This window comes from Ruegeria sp. CDSA089 (assembly GCF_059612205.1).
Genome location: NZ_JBXWQD010000003.1, coordinates 136,149 through 157,536, shown reverse-complemented (window position 1 = coordinate 157,536; position 21,388 = coordinate 136,149). Strand labels below are relative to the sequence as shown.

Below are 21,388 nucleotides of genomic sequence, written 5' to 3'. Positions count from 1 at the left end.
TCAATGTGATATGGACCGCTCGGATCGGTATTCAAGAAACGAAACCGTGTGGATCGGCGAATTTAAGCCTGTTCTGCCTGCGATTTGGGCAGGTCGGCCCGGAAATGCTCGAATCCGGGCGTTCCGCGATCTTCGGGGTGCAGGGCGATGTGCTTGGCTTTGATCTGTTGGGAATTGTCCCGGCTTCCATCGTGGCTATACCCCGGTGGGGCAAAGCAATAGGCCAGACGCTGGCGTAGGGTCAGGCCCGGTTGCGAGGCATCGCGCCAGATCCCGACCCATTCGTGAAACGCCACGCGCAACGGATTGAATGTGCCGATATTGTGGACCAGTCCGAAATCAACGCGGTCATCCTCCTGCTCGGGGACGAAGGTTCCGAACATCTTGTCCCAGATGATGAAGACACCGGCATAGTTGCTGTCCAAGTAGCGCGCATTGCGGCCATGATGGGCGCGGTGGTGGCTGGGGGTGTTCATCACCGCCTCGAACCAGCGGGGCATCTTGCCGATGGCTTCGGTGTGGATCCAGAACTGATAGATCAGGTTCAGACCGCCCACGAACAGAACCATGGCCGGGTGGAACCCCAACAATATCAGGGGTGCGCGCACGACCATCATGAAAGTGAAGGTATAGGTCCAGGTCTGTCGCAGCGCGGTCGTCAGGTTGTAATGCTGCGAGCTGTGGTGGTTCACATGGCTGGCCCAGACCCAGCGGATGCGATGGCCGAACCGATGCACCCAGTAATACCGCAGGTCATCCAACACAAAACAAAGGACGATGACGGGGATCGAGGTGCCCAGATCCAACGGAGTGATCTGCCACAGCCACATGAAGAACGCATAGGCGATGAACCCCAGCAGCAGGCCCGAAGCGATATTCCCCGCGCCCATGATCAACGAGGTTATAGCATCGCGTGTCTCGTACCGGCCACCTTTGCCTTTGACGGCTATCCAAAGAAACTCGGCCAGAATCGCAGCGATGAAAAAGGGGACGGCCCACTGAACGGCATCCGGAAAGGTGACTTGGTCGGTCATGCGGGCTCCATCAGGTTGTGCCAGTGCTGGCGCTCGGTGTCATCGAGGTGGATCAGGACGCGGGGCGTGCCGAAGTCGTGAAAGCGGACCTCGAACCCTTTGGGGTGGTCCAGCCAATCGAAATCCTGAAGGTGTCGCGCGACCGTGTCGGCGCCGAAAGACCAAACAAGACCGTTGCCCGCAGGTGTGCGGATCAAAGCCGTATGGCCGTCATTGGTGATTGTTACATCAACAACCTCGTCGCCGGGTACATGTCGCAACCAAGCGGCTTTTGCGACGTCCGGGGTTAGCTGCGTGACACGAGACTTGCCCGCAAGATGCATCATCAAGGTGATCCCCGCGATCCCCCCGATCACCAGAACCAGCAATATTCCAAGCGGCATGACCATCCTCCCGCAGGACAGAGTGCAAGTCGGCTGCGGCAGTGTCAAAGGTGGCGTTGCGTAAGCCTTTCGCAGAAAACGACCGGCCCGCGAGGCACGGACCGGTTACTGCATTTTTAAAGTCGACTGCGATCAGCTTTCGCCGCCCACCAATGCGCCGACAATCGCCTTGGCACTGTCCGAGTTCCATTCGGCATCGCCGATCAGACGGGCAATCTCGTCTCCGTTGGGATCAAGGATCACAGTAATCGGCAGGGCAATCACGCCGAATTCCCGCGCCACAGCCGAACCGGGATCCTGATGGCGGGGCAAGTTGTCGATACCGGTTTCGTCGAAGAACTTCTTGATACCGGCAGGTGAGTTACGGCCAGTGGCAAGTGTCACAACCTCGAACTTGTCGCCGCCGAACTCTTCCTGAAGCTCAGCGATCTGGGGCATTTCCTTTCGGCAAGGCGCACACCACGTGGCCCAGAAGTTCACCAGAACATATTTGCCTTTGTAATCGGCCAGTGTCGCTGTACCGCCGTCATCTTCCAACTGAAACTCAACAGCGGCCTTGGGCTTGGGCTCTTTGTGCAGGATCAGCCGTTTCAACGTGCCTTCGCGCAATAGCTTAAGAGTTTCTATATCTGCGGCCAAAGCCGCATTTGCACCCAGCGCAAGGGCCATATAAAGGGGGATCAGACGAAATAGGCGCATATCAACTCCGGGTTTTCTTACATGACCGATCAATCCTCGAACCAGATGTGGGGCGGCCGCTTTGCCGCCGGTCCAGACGCGATCATGGAGGCAATCAATGCCTCGATCGGGTTCGATCAGCGGATGGCAGCCCAGGACATCGCAGGCTCGCGCGCCCATGCCGCCATGTTAGCGGCCACAGGCGTCATAAGTGATAGTGATGCGCAGGCTATTCGGGAAGGGCTGCTCACAGTCTTGTCAGAAATCCAGTCCGGTTCGTTTCAGTTTTCGACGGCGCTGGAAGACATCCATATGAATGTCGAGGCGCGCCTGAAAGCGGTGATCGGAGAGCCCGCGGGTCGTTTGCACACAGGGCGTTCGCGAAACGATCAGGTCGCGACTGATTTTAAACTGTGGGTGCGTGATCAGTTCGATGCGGCCGAAACCGGCCTGCTGGCGCTGATCCGGGCGTTGTTGACACAGGCCGAGGCTGGGGCCGATTGGGTCATGCCCGGATTTACCCACTTGCAAACGGCGCAGCCCGTCACATGGGGTCATCACATGATGGCTTATGTCGAGATGTTTGGCCGCGACCTTTCCCGTGTCCGTGACGCCCGCGCGCGGATGAACGAATCTCCCTTGGGCGCTGCTGCGCTTGCGGGCACGTCTTTCCCTATCGATCGGGACATGACCGCCCAGGCGCTGGGCTTTGACCGCCCAGCCGCGAACTCTCTTGATGCGGTCAGCGACCGAGATTTTGCTTTGGAATTCCTGTCCACCGCCTCGATCTGCGCAGTTCACCTGTCGCGTTTTGCCGAGGAACTGGTGATCTGGTCCTCGGCCCAGTTCCGGTTTGTGACGCTGTCGGATCGCTTCTCGACCGGTTCGTCGATCATGCCGCAAAAGAAAAACCCCGATGCGGCCGAGCTGATCCGCGCCAAGGTCGGCCGGATCTACGGGGCGAACACCGCGCTGATGATGGTGATGAAGGGCTTGCCGCTGGCCTATTCCAAGGACATGCAGGAAGACAAGGAACAAGTCTTTGACGCCGCCGACAACTGGATGCTGGCGCTGGCCGCGATGGAGGGCATGGTCAAGGACATGACCGCCAACCGCGACGGTTTGGCGGCTGCGGCAGGGTCAGGTTTCTCGACGGCGACCGATCTGGCTGACTGGCTGGTAAGGGTGCTGGGCCTGCCGTTCCGCGATGCGCATCACGTCACCGGATCGCTTGTTGCCATGGCCGAAGCCCAGGGCTGCGACCTGCCTGATCTGACCCTTGAGGACATGCAATCGGTTCACGCTGATATCACCGACGATGTCTATTCTGTCCTTACGGTCGAAAATTCGGTAAACTCGCGTCAATCCTTTGGCGGCACGGCACCCGATCAGGTGCGGGCCCAGATCAAGCGGTGGAAGGCGCTGGTGTGATGCGGATTTTACGTGTGGTGCTTTTGGTCTCGGCTGGTGCGGTGCTGGCCGGGTGCGGTGCGGATGGCGAGCCGATCCAACCCACCATGAGCGCCAATATCGGCGTCGGCAGCAGCGGCACCTATGGCGGCGTTGGTGTCGGGTTGCGTAAAGGCGGTCTGGGCGTGTTCTTGGGGCTGTAACTGATCGTCAATTCAAATTCTGAACTTTCGAACCTGACCCGATCTGAAGGACCGGATCGAAATACATGAGACAAATATGAAATTCATCGCACTGTTTCTGCCCGTTCTCTTCCTGGCCGCCTGTGATCCGTCCTACACACCGCGCCCCGAGCCTGAAGCGCAAACCAGCGGGTCTGGCATTTCGATTTCAGGCTATGGTCGGGTCGGGGTCGGCGTTCGCAAGTAACGGCCCGCGCCGCCGTGCACGGAATCCATTGATCCGCAGACCTCTTTTGGTCTAAGCGCGCTTGTATGGATCACTTTCTCTACCGCGACGGCGCGCTTTACGCCGAGGATGTCCCAATCTCCGAAATCGCAGCCGCGGTCGGAACCCCGTTCTATGTCTATTCGACGGCGACCTTGCTGCGGCATTTCAAGCTGTTCGATGACGCGCTGGACGGGATGGATCATCTTGTCTGCTACGCAATGAAGGCGGCCAGCAATCAGGCGATTTTGAAGACTTTGGCGCAGGCGGGCGCGGGGATGGACGTGGTTTCGGGCGGGGAATACCTGCGGGCAAAGGCCGCGGGCGTGCCTGGCGAAAAGATCGTATTCTCGGGCGTTGGCAAGACAGCGGATGAAATCCGCACTGCGCTTGCCGGCGGCATCCGCCAGTTCAACGTGGAATCCGAACCTGAGATGGAGGTGATCAACGCGGTTGCACTGGACTTGGGCGTGATTGCGCCGATCACCGTGCGGGTGAACCCGGATGTAGACGCCAAGACCCACGCCAAGATCGCCACCGGCAAGTCGGAAAACAAATTCGGCATCCCGATCGCCCGCGCGTCCGAGGTGTATGCCCATGCCGCCACCCTGCCGGGGCTGGATGTAATTGGTATCGACGTCCATATCGGTTCGCAACTGACCGAGCTAGAGCCGTTCGAACGGGCCTATACAAAGGTCGCTGAGCTGACCGAGCAACTGCGCAGCGAAGGGCACAATATCCGCCGTCTTGATCTGGGAGGCGGGCTGGGCATCCCCTACACCCGCGCCAATGACGCGCCGCCGCTGCCGGTGGAATACGGCGCGCTGATCCAGAAAACACTGGGCCATCTGGGGTGCGAGATTGAAATTGAGCCCGGTCGGCTGATTGCAGGCAACGCGGGGCTAATGGTCAGCAAGGTGATCTATGTGAAATCGGGCGAGGGGCGTGATTTCCTGATCCTTGATGGTGCGATGAACGACCTGATCCGCCCCGCGATGTACGAGGCACATCACGACATCGTCGCCGTGACCGAGCCAGCGCCAGGCGTGGAACAGCAACCCTATGACATTGTGGGCCCCGTGTGCGAAACCGGCGACACCTTTGCCAAACAGCGCAACATGCCGCCGCTTGCAGCCGGTGATCTGGTCGCTTTCCGCAGCGCCGGGGCCTATGGTGCGGTGATGGCCAGTGAGTACAATACGCGCCCATTGATCCCCGAGGTTCTGGTGCACGAAGATCAATTCGCCGTAATTCGTGAACGCCCGAGCTTTGACGAAATCATAAACCGCGATACCATACCCGAATGGCTCTGACGCGATAGGCGCGCGGGCCTGCTGACGGAGGCCCGCCTTAATGGCTAAACAGACCCTGCCGATCCCTAGACTGTCCCTGTGGCTGACCCATGCAGGGATGTTGGCCGAGCAGGTCTGGCGGGCTTTCTGGCCGTTTTTCTCGATCCTGATGGCGATTCTGGCGGCTTTGATGCTGGGATTGCAGGATTTCGTACGGGTTGAAACCGTCTGGATCGTCGGCGCACTGGCTTTACTGAGTCTGTTGGGCGCGCTGGTCATTGGCGCAAGGCGATTCCATATCCCCAGCCGGGCCGAGGCGCTGATGCGGTTGGATGAGACCCTGCCAGGGCGGCCGATTCAGGCTCTGATGGATGATCAGGCCATTGGTGCGATGGATGCCGATTCTGTGGCGTTGTGGCAGGCGCACCAATCCCGCATGGCCGCACGTGCCGCGCAGGCTGAGCCGGTGAAGCCCAACCTGCGGCTTGCGGATCGTGATCCCTATGCCCTGCGCTATTCGGCCCTGTTGGCGCTGGTGATCGCAACGCTCTTCGGGTCGTTTTGGCGTATTGGTACGGTGGCCGAGATGACCCCCGGCGCCGCTGTCGCAGGACAGGGGCCGAGTTGGGAAGGCTGGGTCGAGCCTCCGCGTTATACCGGTCTGCCGACATTGTATCTGGCCGATCAGTCCGACCCGACCTTGTCGATTCCTCAGGGAAGCCGAATTACTTTGCGGTTTTACGGAGAAGTCGGCGCGCATAGCCTGACTGAAACCACCACGCCTCTGGGCACCGAAGGCGCGACCGATCCGGAACAAGAAATCGTTGTCGATAAATCGGGTGTTCTGAAAATCGACGGCCCCTCAGGCCGGGATTGGGCGCTGGATATCATCGCAGACGCACCGCCCCATATCGCGGTGGCAGATATCGCCGAGTCCGAGGCGGGTGGGCGGATGAAGCTGCCTTTCGCAGCGGGGGATGATTATGGGGTCGAATCCGGCTCGGCCCTGATTGAACTTGATCTGGCCTCGGTCGATCGCCGCTATGGCCTGACGCTTGAACCCGAACCGCGCGAGGCGATTGCGGTGGAGCTACCGATGCCGATCACCGGCGACCGGTCTGATTTCATCGAAGACCTGATCGAGGACTTCTCGGAGCACCCTTGGGCGCATCTGCCGGTCAAGATTACCCTGACCGCGCGCGATGCGGCTGATCAGGAAACGCAGTCTGAGCCCTATATGACCGCTTTGCCGGCGCGCAGGTTCTTTGACCCGCTGGCGGCGGCAATCATCGAACAACGTCGCGACCTGCTTTGGACACGGGACAACGCAACGCGAGTCTCCCAACTGTTGCGCGCGGTGTCGCACCTTCCCGAAGGCTTCTTCCGCTCGGATACCGCATACTTGCGGCTGCGCGTGACATTGCGGCGGCTTGAGACTTTCAATGAATACGGTCTGAAACCTCAGCAGCAGGCCGAGATTGCGCAGGCCCTGTGGGATCTGGCGGTGCAGATCGAAGATGGAACGCTGGCCGATGCGCTGGAACGGATGCGGCGCGCGCAAGAACGCCTGACCGAAGCGATGCAGAATGGTGCGACAGATGAGGAAATCGCGGAGTTGATGCAAGAGCTGCGCGAGGCCACGGACGAGTACATGCGTCAGCTTCAGCGCCTAGCGCAGGAAGGGGATAGCGAAGAGCGTCAGTCCGGCCAGAATGGCGAAAGCATGCAAATGACGCAGGACGACCTGCAACGCATGATGGACCGTATTCAGGAGCTGATGGAACAGGGCCGGATGGCCGAAGCCCAACAGGCGCTGGAGGAATTCCAGCAGATGATGGAGAATATGCGTGTCACCCAAGGACAGGGTCAGGGCCAACAATCCGAAGGCCAACAGGCCATGGAAGGACTGGCCGAGACGCTGCGCGAACAGCAGGGACTAAGCGATCAGGCGTTCCGGGATTTGCAGGAACAGTTCAATCCGGGCGCGCAGGCTGGTGAAAACCAAGGCAATGAAGGCCGCAACGGTGGTCAGGGGCGCGGCGAAAGCCATGAAGGGCAAGGCGGCCAGGGTCAGGGCTCGGATCAGGCGGGCGAGGGCCAGCAGGGTCAGGGATCGCTGGCGGACCGACAACAGGCCCTGCGCGATGAATTGAGCCGCCAGCAGCAGAACCTGCCGGGTGGCGGAACGCCCGAAGGGGATGCCGCACGTGACGCATTGGACCGCGCGGGTCGTGCCATGGATGATGCAGAACAGGCCCTGCGCGGCGATGATCTGGCCGAGGCGATTGACCGTCAATCCGAGGCGATGGAGGCGCTGCGCGAAGGGATGCGCTCATTGGGCGAGGCATTGGCGCAAAACCAGCAGAACCAACCGGGTCAAGGCACGCAGGACGGTGATATGCAGGCCAATAACCGCGATCCGCTGGGGCGCAGTCCGGGGTCGTCTGGGTCAATCTCGACCGATGAAGGCATGCTTCAAGGCGAGGACGTCTATCGCCGCGCGCGCGAGCTTCTGGATGAAATCCGCCGCCGGACCGGTGAATCAGACCGCCCGCAGCTTGAGCTTGAATACCTCAAACGTCTGCTCGAACGGTTCTGATTTCTCAAGGTCTGATTTACTGCGCGCCTGAACTGGTCTGCGCTTGTAGCCACAGCCGCGCCTGATCAACTAACGAGACATAGCTGTCCAGCACCGGATCGGCTTGAGGGACAGCTTCGGAAATCTGTTGCGCGTTGCCGTAGATCAGAAACAGGATCACGCCAATGACGACCATCAGCAGGAATCCGCGGCGGAACCCGCCGCTGGGGGCCTTGCGGGGCAAAGGCTGAACCTGTTCTTTCTTCTTTTTCTTGGGCTTCTTTTTCGCAACAGGTTCGTCGCTGCGCAGACTTGAATTTATGGCCTCCACGTCCGGCAAATCTTCTTTTTTCGCAGAGTCTTTGGCGGCCTCGGTGGCGGTCAGTTCGCGGATCGCCTGCTCCGGATCGGGTTCAGGTTCAGGCTCCGGCGTAGGTTTGGGTTCTGGCGGGGTCAGGGCCAAATCGGTCTGCGTTTCAAGGCTTTCTGCCTCTTGCGCCCGCAGATCGGCCTCGCGCGCGGCCTCTTCCTTGAGGATGCTGGAGACCGATGGGTCGACATGGCTGCCTGTGGGGGTATCCGCAGGTTTGGGCGCCGCCTGAGGTGTGGGTTGGGGTTCCGGTTCCGGCTGAGGCGGCGGCGCGGGCTTTGGTTCTGGCTGTGGTGGCGCTGCCTCGGGCTCCGGCTGCGGCGCAGGTTGTTGTGCAGGCTGCGGCTCGGGTTCTGGTTGCGGCGCAGGTTGTTGTGCAGACTGCGGCTCGGGTTCTGGCTGCGGCGCGGGTCGCGAAGCCGGTTGAGGCTCGGGCGCTTGTTCGCTTGCCTCTACCTCGGGTACAATCGGGTCAGGTTGGGGTACGGTGGTCTTGGCCTGAAACCAGGTCTTTTCGCAGTTCGAACATTGCACATCGCGGCCTTCTGCCGGGATCACCTCGTCCGGAACCTCATACTGGGCACTGCAATTCGGACATGTAAGACGCATACTGCCTCCTGGCCACAATATTGGCCCGATAATAGTTTTTTCAGGAATGATATTCCGTTAAGACCTGACCGCAAAGGGTGTTTTCGGTTTCACACGACAAGTGTCGCCAATTCGACCCGGTGCAGAGATTGAAACATAAACCGCGCTCGGGCAAGAAGGGCGGTGAACAACCTGGGGGCCCCTGTGATCGAGCTGGAAAATGTCAGCTATACCTATGGTGGTGACGCATTGCTGAGCGATGTGTCCCTGCATCTGCAACCGGGGTCCTTCCACTTTCTGACCGGCCCGTCTGGCGCGGGCAAAACCACGTTACTGAAGCTCTGCTATGGCGCATTGTTGCCAACTTCGGGACGGTTGACTGCCTGCGATCAGAATGTTGCGGAATTGGATCGGGATCAGATGGCTCTGTTACGGAGGCGGATTGGGGTCGTCCACCAAGATTGCCGGTTTCTGGATCACCTGACATTGGCGGAAAACATTGCTCTGCCACTGATGGTGTCCGGCAAAGGTGAAAACGCGCAGAAAGAGGATATGGACGAGTTGCTGAACTGGGTCGGGCTGGGCGCACGGCAGGATGCTTTGCCCCCCGAGCTGTCCGGCGGCGAACGGCAACGCGCCGCCCTGGCACGGGCGGTTATCCTGTCGCCAGATGTGGTTCTGGCCGACGAACCCACCGGAAATGTCGATTGGGACATGTCGCAGCGCCTGTTGCGGCTGCTGGTCGAGTTGAACAAGATGGGTAAAACTGTGCTGATCGCGACCCATGATCTTAGCCTGATCCGGGCGGCCAAAAGCCAGGTGCAGGCACGGGTTCTGCGGATTTCGCAACGCAACGTGCAACTGGCGGGGGCTGATCTGTGACGCAAGACAGTCTTCGCAACATGCTGTTGCCCGATAGCAGGGCCGACCGGGTGGTGCCCCCGACCGGGTATACGGCGCATCTGACCCTGTTCGTGTCCGGCGCGATGGCCTTTCTGGCGGTGTTTGCACTGGCACTGTCGCTTGCATCTGACCGATTGGCCGAACGATGGGCCACGGAACTGGCTGGTGCGGCCACCCTGCGTATCAATGCCCCGGCAGATCAGATGGCGGCCCAGACTAAGGCCGCGTTGGATGTGTTGTCACAAACACCGGGTGTGGCTTCGGCGCGCGCGTTGACTGCCGAGGAACAGATCGCGTTGTTGTCCCCCTGGTTCGGGTCCGACCTGCCACTGGACACGCTGCCCGTACCGCAATTGATCGAGATTATCGAGGGCGAGCCCGGCATGGATGTGGCCGGTCTGCGCCTGCGTCTGGGGGCCGAGGCACCGGGCGCCGTTCTGGACGACCACACCCGCTGGCGCGCACCGCTGGTCGATGCGGCCATGTCACTGCGGCGTTTGGGTTGGATCTCGATCCTGCTGATCGGAGGGGCAACGGCGGCAATGATTACTCTGGCGGCTAATGCGTCGCTTGCGGCCAATGCCCAGATTATCGAGGTTCTGCGGCTTGTCGGTGCCCGCGACCGGTTCATCGCCCATGCTTTTGTGCGCCGTTTCACCTATCGCGCTTTTTTTGGGGCTGTGGTCGGTGTTCTGTTCGGTATGATCGGGGTGTTGCTATTGCCCGAAGCCTCGGATGAGGGAGGGTTTCTGACCGGTCTGGGATTTCGCGGTTTGGGCTGGTTGTTGCCGGCGCTGATCCCGATCCTCGGTGCAGCCGTGGCTTTTCTGGCGACCTGGACGGCGGCAACGCGCAAATTGAAGGAGCTTTCGTGATGGCGGCAGTTCAATGGGTTCGGTCACTGATCTTCATGATCGTGATCTATGTGTGGATGCTGATTCTTGGGATCGTGTTCGCCCCCTATGCAATCTTTGCAAAACAAGGTGCGCGACGGGCGTGCAAGACCTATGCGCGCAGCACCATGTGGCTGGCTAGCTGGATGGTCGGTATCCGCTGTGAAGTGCGTGGCACGCCACCGGTTGATGAAGTGGTTGTTGGGGCAAAACACCAGTCGTTTCTTGATATTATGATGATCTTCAATGCCATGCCACAGGCCAAGTTCATCATGAAACGCGAGCTTATGTGGACACCGATCATCGGGATATATGCGCGTCGGCTGGGCTGTATCCCGGTGGATCGTGGCAAGCGTGGCGCGGCGGTGGCCAAGATGGTCAAGGATGTGGCCAAAGAGTTTTCCGAACCCGGCCAGTTGGTGATCTACCCGCAAGGAACGCGCGTCGCGCCCGGCGCGCGCAAACCCTATAAGGTTGGAACCGCCGTGCTGTATGAGGGGCTTAACTTTCCGTGCATTCCTGTGGCGACCAATGCGGGTGTTTTCTGGCCCCGCACGGGCATTATGCGCAAGCCGGGCCTTGCGATCGTCGATTTCCTTGACCAGATCGAGCCCGGCGTTGACCGCGATCCGTTTCTGGCCCGCCTAGAAGAGGTGATCGAAACGCGCTCGAACGCGTTGATGCAGGAAGTGGGGTTTGACCTGGATGCAGTACATTGACGATATCGAAACGCTCGAGGCGCTCTATGGTACGCCAGCGGCACCGTCTTTGCGCAAGGTTGCGCCTCTTCTGACTCCGCTTTACCGGCAATGGATCATGGCTTCGCGGCTGTGCATCCTCAGCACGGTTGGGCCGGAAGGTGTGGATGGCAGCCCGCGTGGCGACGATGGTCCGGTGGTTCTGGAGCTGGACGACAGGACACTTGCCCTGCCGGATTGGCGTGGAAACAACCGGTTGGACAGCCTGCGTAATATCGTCCGTGACCCGCGCGTGGCGCTGATGTTCATAGTGCCCGGTTCCAACAACGTGGTGCGCGTGAACGGAACGGCCCGCGTGACTGCGGATCCCAGCTTGACCGCCCGGTTTGACAAAAAGGGCAAGCACCCCGCCACGGTGATCGTTATCGACATCGCTGAGGTCTACACCCAATGCGCCCGTGCTTTGATGCGGGCCCGTACTTGGCGCAGTGGTGACGAAAGCGCCACCCTTCCGACGATGGGGGAGATCCTGGCCGAAGCTTCGAACGGAGACGAAGGCGGCGCGCGCTATGACGCCGAATGGCGCGCGCGCGCCGAGAAAACGATGTGGTGATCAGCCCACAATATTTCACGGTATCGCCACACGGGTGGACAAATACGGACGTAAAAATAGGATGAGCGAAACCGGAGGCTTAGATGCAGCAGTTGCAAACATATTGGCAAGAGTTCCTAATCCACGCAAAAAGCGTGTTCTTGTATCCGCTTAACCCAGATAACCGAGTTTATGTCCTGTATCTGGCAACTTCTTTCCTCATCGCGTTCTGGATCTATGCCCGGAAAAGGCGTGTGTCTTCAGAGGTTGACGGAGAAACGACGTTCTTCGGGTTTCTGTTTCCAAAGAAAGTCTGGCGACATCCGTCAGCGTGGCTGGACGTAAGATATTTCTTCTTCCACATGCTGATTGGGCATTTCCTATTGCTAGGTCTTCTGGCCGGCTCTGCGGCGGTATCCTATTATTGGGCCAGTGGTGGGTTTGATCCTTCCACCGTTGAGGATGGCAAACACCTCACAGGTTGGGTGGGGGCCACTATCACCATAGTCTATATGTTTGTGCTCTTTCTGGTGTTGGATTTCATTGGCTTTTACTGCCACTATCTACAGCACAAAATTCCACTGTTGTGGCAGTTTCATAAAGTTCATCACAGTGCTGAGGTCATGCATCCGATCTCGAACTTCCGCGAACATCCCGTTGACAACCTGTTCTATCACCTGGCGATTGGCCTAGGCAGCGGCGCGGTAACGGGTTTTACCTTTCGCATACTGGGATATCATCCAAATATTCCCGTTATTCTAGGTGTGCCGCTGTTGATGTTCTTGTTCAATGCCGTGGGCTACAATCTGCGGCATTCCCATATTTGGCTGCGTTGGCCTGGTGTTTGGTCCAAGGTCTTCCCATCTCCGGCTCATCATCATGTGCATCACAGTTGTCACCCGGATCATCTGGACAAGAACTTTGCCTTCATGTTTCCGGTCTGGGACGTGTTGTTTGGCACATATGTCATGCCGGACGACAATCGAGATGTGAAATTTGGTGTGACCGAGAAAGACAAAGGCCAGGAACTGAATACTTGTATGAGACTGTATTTCGTGCCCTTCAAGGACGCATGGACCCTTATGCGGCGCAAACTTCGCGCCAAACCTAATGCGCAGCAACCTCACAGCAGTGAACCTGCCGAGTAATTCGCCAAGTTAAGGTGCGGCGCGATGTACCCGGAGCATCGCGCCGCTTTTCCGTATCAGCTGTGGATTGGCCCGTCGCCGCAGGCCAGAGCCGCTTCGCGCACTGCTTCGGAATAGGTCGGGTGCGCGTGGCAGGTCAGGGCCAGATCTTCGGCCGAGGCACCGAATTCCATTGCAACGCAGACCTCGTGGATCAGGTCACCAGCTGCGGGGCCAATGATGTGCGCACCCAGAATGCGGTCAGTGTCCTTGTCGGCGAGGATTTTTACAAACCCGTCGGCGGCAAAGTTTGCCTTGGCGCGGCCGTTGCCCATGAACATAAACTTGCCAACTTTGTAGGCACGCCCTGCTTCCTTCAGCGTGGCTTCGGTTTCGCCCACATTCGCGACTTCGGGCCAAGTATAAATCACGCCCGGAATGACACCATAGTTCACATGGCCGTGCTTGCCTGCGACCTGCTCGGCTGCGGCCATGCCTTCATCCTCGGCCTTATGGGCCAGCATCGGGCCTTCGGTCACGTCACCGATGGCGTAGACGCCAGGCACGTTGGTTTGCCAGTCACTGCCGACCTTGATCTGACCGCGCGGTGTCATCTCAACCCCCAACGCGTCCAACCCCAGCCCGTCCGAGAAGGGTTTGCGCCCGGTGGCGACCAGCACGGTGTCGGCCTCGATCATATGCTCGCTGTCATCTTTCAACAGCTTATAGGTGACTTTGGCCTTGGTCTTGGTGGCTTCGGTCTTTTGAACCGCAGCCCCCATGACAAAATTCAGGCCCTGTTTCTTGAGGATACGCTGGAAGGTTTTCTGAACCTCGGGGTCCATGCCCGGCGTGATCTCCTTGAGGAATTCGATCACTGTCACCTCGGCCCCTAAACGGCTGTAGACCGAGCCCAGTTCCAGCCCGATCACGCCCGCGCCGATTACAACCATCTTTTTTGGAATCTTGCCCAGCGACAGCGCGCCGGTCGATGTCACGACGACCTTTTCGTCCACCTCGACACCGGGCAGCGAGGACGGCTCGGACCCTGATGCGATGATGATGTTTTTGGCGGTGTGAACCTCGTCACCCACCTTCACCTGGCCGGCAGCTGGGATCGAGCCCCAGCCTTTCAGCCAGTCGATTTTGTTCTTCTTGAACAGGAACTCGATGCCCTTGGTGTTGCCGTCGATCACCTCGTCCTTGTAGGCCTGCATCTGTTTCCAGTCGACCGAGGGGCTTTTACCCTTGAGGCCCATCTTGGCAAAGTTATGTTCTGCCTCGTGCAGCTGATGGCTGGCATGCAGCAGCGCCTTGGACGGGATGCAGCCCACATTCAGGCAAGTGCCGCCCAGCGTTTCACGCCCTTCGACAACGGCGGTTTTCAGGCCCAGCTGGGCGCAACGGATGGCGCAGACATAGCCGCCGGGGCCGGCTCCGATTACGATGACGTCATAGTTTGCCATTCAAATGGTCCTTTGTTGTTCTCGGGGGAGGGCATGCGCCCGGGTCCGTAGGCTTCTTATACCAGCGTGAGATGCAAGATTAAAACAGCGCCGCAAGCAGCATTGCGACAGTTGCGAAAAAGCTGACAAGCCAGACGATTGTACGCCATGGTGTCCAACCCAGCGCATAAGCGGGGACATAGATGACGCGTGCAATCAGAAAAATCCAGGCAGCAGCGGCGGTGAATGAGGTCGATTGTCCTGTCACGGTAATCACGAGGGCGGCGATGGCAAACAGGGTCAGCCCTTCGGTCAGGTTGCTGAGCGCACGATGCATCCGCCCCGAGGCTCCGGGCCGGTCAATTTCCGTGTCGCGGGGCCCGATCGCCTTGTTCACATCCATTTTGCCGTGGCTGACGGCCAGATAGGCAATGAACTGAACGGCCCAAAGCAAGGCGGCCAGGGTCAAAACTGTGATTTCGGGGGTCATTTGGGTATCCGATTTTAGCAGGGCCTGAGAGTGGCCGCGTCGTCAAAGCCGCGGCCGAAAACGCCTCAAAGCGCCTGGAGGTATAGATAGGCGGTTGCAAAAAAACCGGCCAGCCAGACGGTTGTGCGCAGGAACGGTACGGGAATGGCAAACGCGTAGATCGGAACAAAAACGATCCGCGCGATCAGGAATATCTGCGCGGCAAACAACGTACCGCCGGTAAAAGCGTCCTTGGCGGACAGGATCAGAATGGCAGGTGCAAACAGGGCCATAGCGACGACTGAATTGGCCAAAGCGCGCTCCACCCGACCTGCGACGCCGGTCAGCGGCGGCATGTCATCGCGTGCGCCGCCCAGCGTCATCAACCCGACCTGAGACATTGCAGTCAGGATATTCAGCAAAACCACAATAATGACCACTAGGCCATAGAGGGCAAGAATCGAAAGCTCGGAAGACATGATAGGTATCCTTTTGTCAATCTCAGTCCGGTCTTGCGACTACCATTCACCGGGCGCGAAGGCAGGCTGGGTTCACGGGTATTTGCGTGCCCGTGTGCGAGATGACCCCGCACACGGTTTGTTTCAGTTCAGACTGGATTCAGCAGTTTCACTTGAATATGGGCAACGCCGCCGCGTTCGTGGTGCATCGCCAGCTCCTGCGAATCCAGAAAAGCACGGGCCTTCTCCAGATCGCGCACCTCAAACATGGCGATGGCGTGATCGCGCTGATCGGGATCGCGCCAGACGTGCAGGTCGTGGATACCTGCCGCCTTGCGCATAGGCTGATCTTCGCGGAACACGGTCAGCCAGGCATCGAAATCGGCCACATCGGCCTGCCAGAGAACATGGGTTGCCATGATTACAGATCCATCAGCAGGCGGCGCGGATCTTCCAACGCCTCTTTGACGCGAACCAGGAAGGTCACCGCACCTTTGCCGTCAACGATCCGGTGGTCATAGGACAGCGCCAGATACATCATCGGGCGGATCACCACCTGACCATTGATCGCCATCGGGCGGTCCTGAATCTTGTGCATGCCCAGAATACCCGACTGCGGGGGGTTGAGGATCGGCGAGGACATCAGCGAGCCGTAAACACCGCCGTTCGAGATGGTGAAGGTGCCGCCCTGCATCTCAGCCATGGACAGCTTGCCGTCACGGGCGCGCTTACCTTTTTCGGCAATGGCTTTCTCGATCGCAGCAAAAGACATGCTGTCAGCATCGCGGATGACCGGAACCACCAGACCGGTCGGCGTGCCGGCGGCCACGCCAATATGAACGAAGTTCTTGTAGACAATGTCGGTGCCGTCGATCTCGGCGTTCACCTCGGGCACTTCTTTCAGCGCGTGGCAGCAGGCCTTGGTGAAGAAGGACATAAAGCCCAGACGCACGCCGTGCTTCTTCTCGAACTGGTCCTTATACTGGCTGCGCAGTGCCATCACTTCAGTCATGTCCACCTCGTTATAGGTGGTCAGCATGGCGGCGGTGTTCTGGCTGTCTTTCAGACGCTTGGCGATGGTCTGGCGCAGGCGAGTCATCTTGACCCGTTCCTCGCGCGCGGCGTCATCGGCGGCCACAGGCGCGCGCGGCGCAGGGGCAGGTGCCGGAGAGGCAGCAGGCGCGGGTGCGGCAGCCGTTGCCACGGCGCGGGCCACGTCCTCTTTCATGATGCGGCCGTCGCGGCCGGTGCCGGTGACCTGATCAGCCGACAGACCGGCTTGTGCCATCGCTTTCTCAGCCGAAGGTGCGTTGGACACGTCCTTGCCCGTGGCCGCAGCTGCAGGGGCCGCCGCTGCCGGAGCAGCCGCCGGAACCGCAACAGCACCTGCGCCCGAGATCACGGCCAGTTTCGCCGATGCGTCAACGGTCGTGCCCTCCGGCGCGGTGATTTCCGCAAGAACACCTGCGGCGGGGGCCGGAACTTCGACCGAAACCTTGTCGGTTTCCAGCTCACACAGCATTTCATCCTGCGCGACGGCGTCGCCGACCTGTTTGAACCATGTGGACACGGTCGCCTCGGTCACGGATTCGCCCAGAGTGGGGACCATTACGTCAACGCTGCCACCCGATGCGGCCGGAGCCTCAGCTGGCGGGGCCGCCGCCGCCGGTGCCGGAGCAGCGGCTGCGCCTTCGCCTGCGGTGATAGTGGCCAACAAGGCATCAACGCCAACGGTTTCACCCTCGGCCGCGACGATCTCACCCATCACGCCCGCTGCGGGGGCAGGAACTTCGACTGTGACTTTGTCAGTCTCCAACTCGCACAGCATTTCATCCACGGCCACTGCGTCACCCGGTTTCTTGAACCAGGTTGCAACTGTGGCCTCGGTGACCGACTCGCCCAGCGTGGGAACACGAACTTCAATGGACATCATTATTTTCCTTCAATGCTCAGCGCTTCGTTCACCAGCGCTTCTTGTTGGGCTTTGTGTTGGCTGGCCAGACCCGTCGCGGGCGAGGCCGAAGTAGCGCGGCCGACATAGCGGGGCCGTGTATGTTTTGCTTTAATCCGGGTCAAAACCCATTCGATGTTGGGTTCGATAAAGGACCAGGCACCCTGGTTCTTGGGCTCTTCCTGACACCAGACGATCTCGGCCCCTTTGAAGCGCTCAAGCTCATTGATCAGCGAATGCGCCGGGAACGGATAATATTGCTCGATCCGCATCAGGTAGACGTCGTCGATCCCGCGCGCGTCGCGTTCTTCGAGCAAGTCATAGTAGACCTTGCCTGAACACAGAACGACCCGCTTGACCTTGTCATCTGCGACCAGCTTGGTGTCCGAGTTGCCATGCTGCGCGTCATCCCACAGCACCCGGTGGAAGCTGGATCCGGTGGTGAATTGATCCGCGGTGCTGACGGCCAATTTGTGACGCAGCAGTGATTTTGGCGTCACCATGATCAGCGGTTTTCGGAAAGTCCTGTGCAGCTGACGGCGCAGGATGTGGAAATAGTTCGCCGGCGTCGTGCAGTTCGCCACGATCCAGTTGTCTTGCCCGCACATCTGCAGGAAGCGTTCCAGACGCGCGGACGAGTGTTCAGGCCCCTGACCTTCAAACCCGTGCGGCAACAGACAGACCAAACCGGACATACGCAGCCATTTGCTTTCACCCGAGCTGATGAACTGGTCAAACATGATCTGCGCGCCGTTGGCAAAGTCGCCGAACTGCGCCTCCCACAAGGTCAGGGCATTGGGTTCGGCCAGCGAATAGCCGTACTCAAAACCCAGCACCGCATATTCTGACAGCATCGAGTCGATCACTTCATAGTGCGACTGTCCGGCCCGGATGTTGTTGAGCGGATAGTATCGTGCCTCGGTCTCCTGATGCACAAAGCCCGAGTGGCGTTGGCTGAACGTCCCTCGCGTTGCATCCTGACCGGACAAGCGGACCGGATAGCCCTCGGTTAGAAGCGAGCCAAACGCCAGCGCTTCGCCAGTTGCCCAGTCGAACCCCTTGCCGCTTTCGAACATCTTTTTCTTGTGGTCCAAAAGTCGGCCGACGGTTTTGTGCAGCGCGATATCTTCGGGCACATGGGTCAGAGCGTTGCCGACCTCGGCCATGGTTTCCGGCGAGATCGCCGTGTCGCCCCGGACATACTCTTCCTTGTTTTTGTCCAGATGTGACCAGCGCCCGTCCAGCCAGTCGGCCTTGTTGGGTTTGTAATCTTTCCCGGCCTCGAACTCGTCATTCAGGTGGGCCTGGAAAGCGGCTTTCATATCCTCGATTTCGCCTTCGGGGATCAGGCCATCCTTGACCAAGCGTTCCGTATAGAGCGACAGCGTGGTCTTATGCGTCTTGATCTTCTTGTACATGATCGGGTTGGTGAACATGGGCTCATCGCCCTCGTTGTGACCAAACCGGCGATAGCAGAAGATGTCGATAACCACGTCCTTGTGGAACTTCTGGCGGAATTCGGTCGCCACTTTTGCGGCGTGAACCACCGCCTCGGGATCGTCACCGTTCACGTGGAAAATCGGCGCTTCAACCATCAGCGCGATATCGGTGGGATAGGGGCTGGAGCGGCTGAAATGAGGCGCCGTGGTGAAACCGATCTGGTTGTTCACCACGATATGCATGGTGCCACCGGTCTTATGCCCCCGCAGGCCGGACAGACCGAACCCTTCGGCCACAACGCCCTGACCTGCAAAGGCCGCGTCGCCGTGCAGCAGAATGCCCATCACCGCCGTACGCTCGTCATCCTTCAGCTGGTCCTGCTTGGCGCGGACCTTGCCCAGAACTACCGGGTTCACGGCCTCAAGGTGGCTGGGGTTGGCGGTCAGCGACAGGTGAACATTGTTGCCGTCAAATTCCCGGTCGCTGGACGCACCCAGGTGGTATTTCACGTCGCCCGAACCATCCACATCCTCGGGCTTGAAGCTGCCGCCCTGGAACTCGTTGAAGATCGCGCGATAGGGTTTGCGCATCACGTTGGCCAGAATGTTAAGACGGCCTCGGTGCGGCATCCCGATAACAATGTCACGCACACCCAGCGCGCCGCCGCGCTTGATGATCTGTTCCATCGCGGGGATCAGAGCCTCACCGCCGTCCAGACCGAACCGCTTGGTGCCCATGTATTTGACGTGCAGGAATTTCTCGAAACCCTCGGCCTCGACCATCTTGTTCAGGATCGCCTTGCGGCCTTCCTTGGTGAACGCGATTTCCTTGCCATAGCCTTCGATCCGCTCTTTCAGCCACGCGGCCTGTTCGGGATCGGAAATATGCATGTATTGCAGCGCGAAGGTGCCGCAATAGGTCCGCTTCACGATATCGACGATCTGCCGCATCGAGGCCATCTGCAGGCCCAGCACGTTGTCGATAAAGATCGGCCGGTCCATGTCGGCCTCGGTAAAGCCATAGGTCTTGGGGTCCAATTCGGGGTGGTTGGTCGCAGCACGCATCCCCAACGGGTCCAGATTGGCGGCCAGATGACCCCGGATACGATAGGCCCGGATCAGCATCAGTGCGCGCAGGCTGTCCAGAACCGCGCGCTTGATCTGATCTTCGCTGACCGCAACGCCCTTGTCCGCTGCTTTGTCCTTGATCTTTTTGCCCGCCGCCTTGGCGTCGATCTCGGCCCACTCACCGGTAAGCGCGCCCGTCAGGTCATCCGCAGGCATAGGTGGCCAGTCAGCGCGCGCCCAGGACGGGCCCTCGGCCTCGCGCTGCACATCCGGTGAGGCATCGCCCATGGCGCGAAAGAACTCGGCCCAGGCCGCATCTACTGCATTCGGGTCCCGCGTGTATTGAGCGTATAGCTGTTCCAGATATTCGGCATTGTGCCCCTGCATGAAGCTTGAGGCATGAAAGGCGGAGTTGGGCGAGTGCTCGGTCATTGGGTTACCTCATATGGGTTGGGACCGTATTGGTTGGTGCCTGGCTGGCTGGGGCGGGTCAGCCACCACAGCACCAGGAGGGGCGAGATCATCAGGACTAGAAGTGTGGGTATAACAATCAGTAAAGTCGCGCGGGTGAACAAGATATCCAGATTGCCGCCATGCTGGAAGCTGGACGCCATTCCAATGCCAAACACTAGCACCGCAACGGCCCCGGCCATCAGGAGCAGCGGAAACAGAGCATAAAGCCCGCTGCGGCCGGTATCATGCATCCGCCGCCATGCGACCGCGAGATGCGGGAAGAAGACGATTAGGCTGACAATGCTCTGCACCGGTTGACTCGAAGTGGCAGCGACGGATTTCGTGGTTTCGGTCTCGGTCGTGGCGACTTGCGTGAAAAACTGAAGGTCAATGAAACCTGCGATGAGGCTCCAGATCACGATGAACAGGAAAAAGAACCAGTATTCAGGCCGCGAGGCACGACCCGAGAAGGTGAAGAACTTGGAGAAACAGGTGCGGATGGCGTCAGAGAAGGTCATGGGATTGCTCCAACAGGGTTCAAACCATATCGATTCGAGCTGTTCTCAGGTTTTACAAACCCAATCCAGAAACACCACAATACGCTTCCGTAGGGGATGAAGCCCAATAGCATGGCGGGAACAAGGATTTGCACGGCAGTTTCTGCACGCCCAGCCAGGAAAAGCATCGCGCAAATCGTGAGGGCAGCACCTGAAACGCCGTTTATCCATGCAGCAATGTAGAACCAGCCACCTCGCCAGCCATGGTCTTTGAACCTTCGGGATACCGTCGGGAGCATTAGAAAACAAAAGAGAAAAACGGAAGCTGAGACCATCAAGCCAAGCGGAAGGTTTTCCGCCGTTATCGGACCGGATGCCAAAGCGCTTGACCCCAGTGACGCGACTATGAGGCTTGCTGAGAAAATCTGGAAGATCAGAGTGACGACCAAACTCGCGAGAAACATCCACCAGAATTCGGATCGAGAGGCGCGTCCCGAAAAATCAAAGACCTTTCGAAAACCCAACGATATAGCGCATTTTGGTCCCATCAGCACCCACCCGCCCGGCGGCAACGCCGGGTAGCGCCCGACCCTCCCCCCGGGAGGGCGCTTGCAG

Annotated in this window: 22 protein-coding genes; 10 read left to right on the top strand and 12 right to left on the bottom strand. The window is 59.2% G+C overall.

Annotated features, from left to right (window positions below; genetic code table 11):
• Positions 1-62: 62 nt before the first annotated feature.
• The 3 genes from AC2FJ6_RS09620 to AC2FJ6_RS09610 all read right to left on the bottom strand — a co-directional run bounded on the left by AC2FJ6_RS09620 (position 63) and on the right by AC2FJ6_RS09610 (position 2,116).
• Entirely contained in the window at positions 63-1,034 is a 972-nt protein-coding gene (locus tag AC2FJ6_RS09620) for a sterol desaturase family protein (RefSeq protein WP_170773059.1), read from the bottom strand.
• Positions 1,031-1,417 (bottom strand): hypothetical protein, encoded by a 387-nt coding sequence (locus tag AC2FJ6_RS09615; RefSeq protein WP_480550412.1) that lies wholly within the window; start codon positions 1,415-1,417, stop codon positions 1,031-1,033. Before AC2FJ6_RS09615 ends, AC2FJ6_RS09620 begins: the two co-directional genes overlap by 4 nt.
• A 132-nt stretch (positions 1,418-1,549) precedes the next feature.
• Positions 1,550-2,116: a TlpA disulfide reductase family protein gene (locus AC2FJ6_RS09610; protein ID WP_170772583.1), complete on the bottom strand. Its 567-nt coding sequence runs from the start codon at positions 2,114-2,116 to the stop codon at positions 1,550-1,552.
• 21 nt (positions 2,117-2,137) lie between these two features.
• On the opposite strand from AC2FJ6_RS09610, the gene argH reads away from it, so the two are divergent.
• The 5 genes from argH (at position 2,138) to AC2FJ6_RS09585 (ending at position 7,843) form a co-directional block, all read left to right on the top strand.
• Complete coding sequence (argH, locus tag AC2FJ6_RS09605; protein WP_170772581.1) at positions 2,138-3,526, top strand: argininosuccinate lyase; 1,389 nt, start codon at positions 2,138-2,140, stop codon at positions 3,524-3,526.
• Positions 3,526-3,708 (top strand): argininosuccinate lyase, encoded by a 183-nt coding sequence (locus AC2FJ6_RS09600; RefSeq protein WP_170772579.1) that lies wholly within the window; start codon positions 3,526-3,528, stop codon positions 3,706-3,708. Before argH ends, AC2FJ6_RS09600 begins: the two co-directional genes overlap by 1 nt.
• A gap of 76 nt (positions 3,709-3,784) precedes the next feature.
• A complete protein-coding gene (locus tag AC2FJ6_RS09595) occupies positions 3,785-3,934 on the top strand; it encodes a hypothetical protein (RefSeq protein WP_170772577.1) in 150 nt (49 codons plus the stop codon).
• Between the two features lie 65 nt (positions 3,935-3,999).
• Positions 4,000-5,265 carry a diaminopimelate decarboxylase gene (gene lysA / locus AC2FJ6_RS09590; RefSeq protein ID WP_170772575.1) on the top strand — a complete coding sequence of 422 codons (1,266 nt, stop codon included), beginning with the start codon at positions 4,000-4,002 and terminating at the stop codon, positions 5,263-5,265.
• Positions 5,266-5,305: 40 nt separating this feature from the next.
• Positions 5,306-7,843: a TIGR02302 family protein gene (locus tag AC2FJ6_RS09585; protein ID WP_170772573.1), complete on the top strand. Its 2,538-nt coding sequence runs from the start codon at positions 5,306-5,308 to the stop codon at positions 7,841-7,843.
• Positions 7,844-7,859: 16 nt separating this feature from the next.
• Here the strand turns inward: AC2FJ6_RS09585 and AC2FJ6_RS09580 are convergent, their stop codons facing one another.
• Entirely contained in the window at positions 7,860-8,801 is a 942-nt protein-coding gene (locus tag AC2FJ6_RS09580; protein ID WP_480875913.1) for a zinc-ribbon domain-containing protein, read from the bottom strand.
• Between the two features lie 183 nt (positions 8,802-8,984).
• On the opposite strand from AC2FJ6_RS09580, the gene AC2FJ6_RS09575 reads away from it, so the two are divergent.
• From AC2FJ6_RS09575 to AC2FJ6_RS09555, 5 genes are all read left to right on the top strand, one after another.
• Positions 8,985-9,662: a cell division ATP-binding protein FtsE gene (locus tag AC2FJ6_RS09575; protein ID WP_170773058.1), complete on the top strand. Its 678-nt coding sequence runs from the start codon at positions 8,985-8,987 to the stop codon at positions 9,660-9,662.
• A gap of 20 nt (positions 9,663-9,682) precedes the next feature.
• Positions 9,683-10,558 carry a cell division protein FtsX gene (locus tag AC2FJ6_RS09570; RefSeq protein WP_174819436.1) on the top strand — a complete coding sequence of 292 codons (876 nt, stop codon included), beginning with the start codon at positions 9,683-9,685 and terminating at the stop codon, positions 10,556-10,558.
• Positions 10,555-11,295 (top strand): lysophospholipid acyltransferase family protein, encoded by a 741-nt coding sequence (locus tag AC2FJ6_RS09565; protein WP_170772567.1) that lies wholly within the window; start codon positions 10,555-10,557, stop codon positions 11,293-11,295. Before AC2FJ6_RS09570 ends, AC2FJ6_RS09565 begins: the two co-directional genes overlap by 4 nt.
• On the top strand, positions 11,282-11,887 hold the full coding sequence (locus AC2FJ6_RS09560; protein ID WP_170773056.1) for a pyridoxamine 5'-phosphate oxidase family protein: 606 nt from the start codon (positions 11,282-11,284) through the stop codon (positions 11,885-11,887). Before AC2FJ6_RS09565 ends, AC2FJ6_RS09560 begins: the two co-directional genes overlap by 14 nt.
• Before the next feature lie 83 nt (positions 11,888-11,970).
• A complete protein-coding gene (locus AC2FJ6_RS09555; RefSeq protein WP_496668892.1) occupies positions 11,971-13,014 on the top strand; it encodes a sterol desaturase family protein in 1,044 nt (347 codons plus the stop codon).
• 56 nt (positions 13,015-13,070) lie between these two features.
• Here AC2FJ6_RS09555 and lpdA read toward each other — a convergent pair whose 3' ends face one another.
• The 8 genes from lpdA to AC2FJ6_RS09515 form a co-directional block, all read right to left on the bottom strand.
• Entirely contained in the window at positions 13,071-14,459 is a 1,389-nt protein-coding gene (gene lpdA, locus AC2FJ6_RS09550; RefSeq protein ID WP_170772563.1) for a dihydrolipoyl dehydrogenase, read from the bottom strand.
• A gap of 79 nt (positions 14,460-14,538) precedes the next feature.
• Positions 14,539-14,928, bottom strand: a complete 390-nt coding sequence (locus tag AC2FJ6_RS09545; protein ID WP_170772561.1) for an MAPEG family protein — start codon at positions 14,926-14,928, stop codon at positions 14,539-14,541.
• Positions 14,929-14,993: 65 nt separating this feature from the next.
• Positions 14,994-15,386: an MAPEG family protein gene (locus AC2FJ6_RS09540; RefSeq protein WP_170772559.1), complete on the bottom strand. Its 393-nt coding sequence runs from the start codon at positions 15,384-15,386 to the stop codon at positions 14,994-14,996.
• A gap of 128 nt (positions 15,387-15,514) precedes the next feature.
• On the bottom strand, positions 15,515-15,784 hold the full coding sequence (locus AC2FJ6_RS09535; RefSeq protein WP_170772557.1) for a hypothetical protein: 270 nt from the start codon (positions 15,782-15,784) through the stop codon (positions 15,515-15,517).
• Between the two features lie 2 nt (positions 15,785-15,786).
• Complete coding sequence (gene odhB / locus AC2FJ6_RS09530) at positions 15,787-17,295, bottom strand: 2-oxoglutarate dehydrogenase complex dihydrolipoyllysine-residue succinyltransferase (RefSeq protein WP_170772555.1); 1,509 nt, start codon at positions 17,293-17,295, stop codon at positions 15,787-15,789.
• Positions 17,296-17,297: 2 nt separating this feature from the next.
• Positions 17,298-20,255, bottom strand: a complete 2,958-nt coding sequence (locus tag AC2FJ6_RS09525) for a 2-oxoglutarate dehydrogenase E1 component (RefSeq protein WP_170772553.1) — start codon at positions 20,253-20,255, stop codon at positions 17,298-17,300.
• Positions 20,252-20,794 (bottom strand): DUF805 domain-containing protein, encoded by a 543-nt coding sequence (locus AC2FJ6_RS09520; RefSeq protein WP_170772551.1) that lies wholly within the window; start codon positions 20,792-20,794, stop codon positions 20,252-20,254. The genes AC2FJ6_RS09525 and AC2FJ6_RS09520 overlap by 4 nt, the downstream gene beginning before the upstream one ends.
• Positions 20,791-21,321 carry a DUF805 domain-containing protein gene (locus tag AC2FJ6_RS09515; protein WP_170772549.1) on the bottom strand — a complete coding sequence of 177 codons (531 nt, stop codon included), beginning with the start codon at positions 21,319-21,321 and terminating at the stop codon, positions 20,791-20,793. The genes AC2FJ6_RS09520 and AC2FJ6_RS09515 overlap by 4 nt, the downstream gene beginning before the upstream one ends.
• Positions 21,322-21,388 lie beyond the last annotated feature (67 nt).

Bases quoted from the DNA above. Each gene is read 5' to 3' on its own strand.
- AC2FJ6_RS09540 (WP_170772559.1), bottom strand. From the start codon at position 15,386: ATGTCTTCCGAGCTTTCGATTCTTGCCCTCTATGGCCTAGTGGTCATT.
- argH (WP_170772581.1), top strand. From the start codon at position 2,138: ATGACCGATCAATCCTCGAACCAGATGTGGGGCGGCCGCTTTGCCGCC.
- AC2FJ6_RS09515 (WP_170772549.1), bottom strand. From the start codon at position 21,321: ATGGGACCAAAATGCGCTATATCGTTGGGTTTTCGAAAGGTCTTTGAT.
- AC2FJ6_RS09615 (WP_480550412.1), bottom strand. From the start codon at position 1,417: ATGCCGCTTGGAATATTGCTGGTTCTGGTGATCGGGGGGATCGCGGGG.
- AC2FJ6_RS09520 (WP_170772551.1), bottom strand. From the start codon at position 20,794: ATGACCTTCTCTGACGCCATCCGCACCTGTTTCTCCAAGTTCTTCACC.
- AC2FJ6_RS09580 (WP_480875913.1), bottom strand. From the start codon at position 8,801: ATGCGTCTTACATGTCCGAATTGCAGTGCCCAGTATGAGGTTCCGGAC.
- AC2FJ6_RS09535 (WP_170772557.1), bottom strand. From the start codon at position 15,784: ATGGCAACCCATGTTCTCTGGCAGGCCGATGTGGCCGATTTCGATGCC.
- AC2FJ6_RS09560 (WP_170773056.1), top strand. From the start codon at position 11,282: ATGCAGTACATTGACGATATCGAAACGCTCGAGGCGCTCTATGGTACG.
- AC2FJ6_RS09600 (WP_170772579.1), top strand. From the start codon at position 3,526: ATGCGGATTTTACGTGTGGTGCTTTTGGTCTCGGCTGGTGCGGTGCTG.
- AC2FJ6_RS09570 (WP_174819436.1), top strand. From the start codon at position 9,683: ATGCTGTTGCCCGATAGCAGGGCCGACCGGGTGGTGCCCCCGACCGGG.
- AC2FJ6_RS09585 (WP_170772573.1), top strand. From the start codon at position 5,306: ATGGCTAAACAGACCCTGCCGATCCCTAGACTGTCCCTGTGGCTGACC.
- AC2FJ6_RS09555 (WP_496668892.1), top strand. From the start codon at position 11,971: ATGCAGCAGTTGCAAACATATTGGCAAGAGTTCCTAATCCACGCAAAA.
- lpdA (WP_170772563.1), bottom strand. From the start codon at position 14,459: ATGGCAAACTATGACGTCATCGTAATCGGAGCCGGCCCCGGCGGCTAT.
- lysA (WP_170772575.1), top strand. From the start codon at position 4,000: ATGGATCACTTTCTCTACCGCGACGGCGCGCTTTACGCCGAGGATGTC.
- AC2FJ6_RS09610 (WP_170772583.1), bottom strand. From the start codon at position 2,116: ATGCGCCTATTTCGTCTGATCCCCCTTTATATGGCCCTTGCGCTGGGT.
- AC2FJ6_RS09595 (WP_170772577.1), top strand. From the start codon at position 3,785: ATGAAATTCATCGCACTGTTTCTGCCCGTTCTCTTCCTGGCCGCCTGT.
- AC2FJ6_RS09525 (WP_170772553.1), bottom strand. From the start codon at position 20,255: ATGACCGAGCACTCGCCCAACTCCGCCTTTCATGCCTCAAGCTTCATG.
- AC2FJ6_RS09620 (WP_170773059.1), bottom strand. From the start codon at position 1,034: ATGACCGACCAAGTCACCTTTCCGGATGCCGTTCAGTGGGCCGTCCCC.
- AC2FJ6_RS09545 (WP_170772561.1), bottom strand. From the start codon at position 14,928: ATGACCCCCGAAATCACAGTTTTGACCCTGGCCGCCTTGCTTTGGGCC.
- odhB (WP_170772555.1), bottom strand. From the start codon at position 17,295: ATGTCCATTGAAGTTCGTGTTCCCACGCTGGGCGAGTCGGTCACCGAG.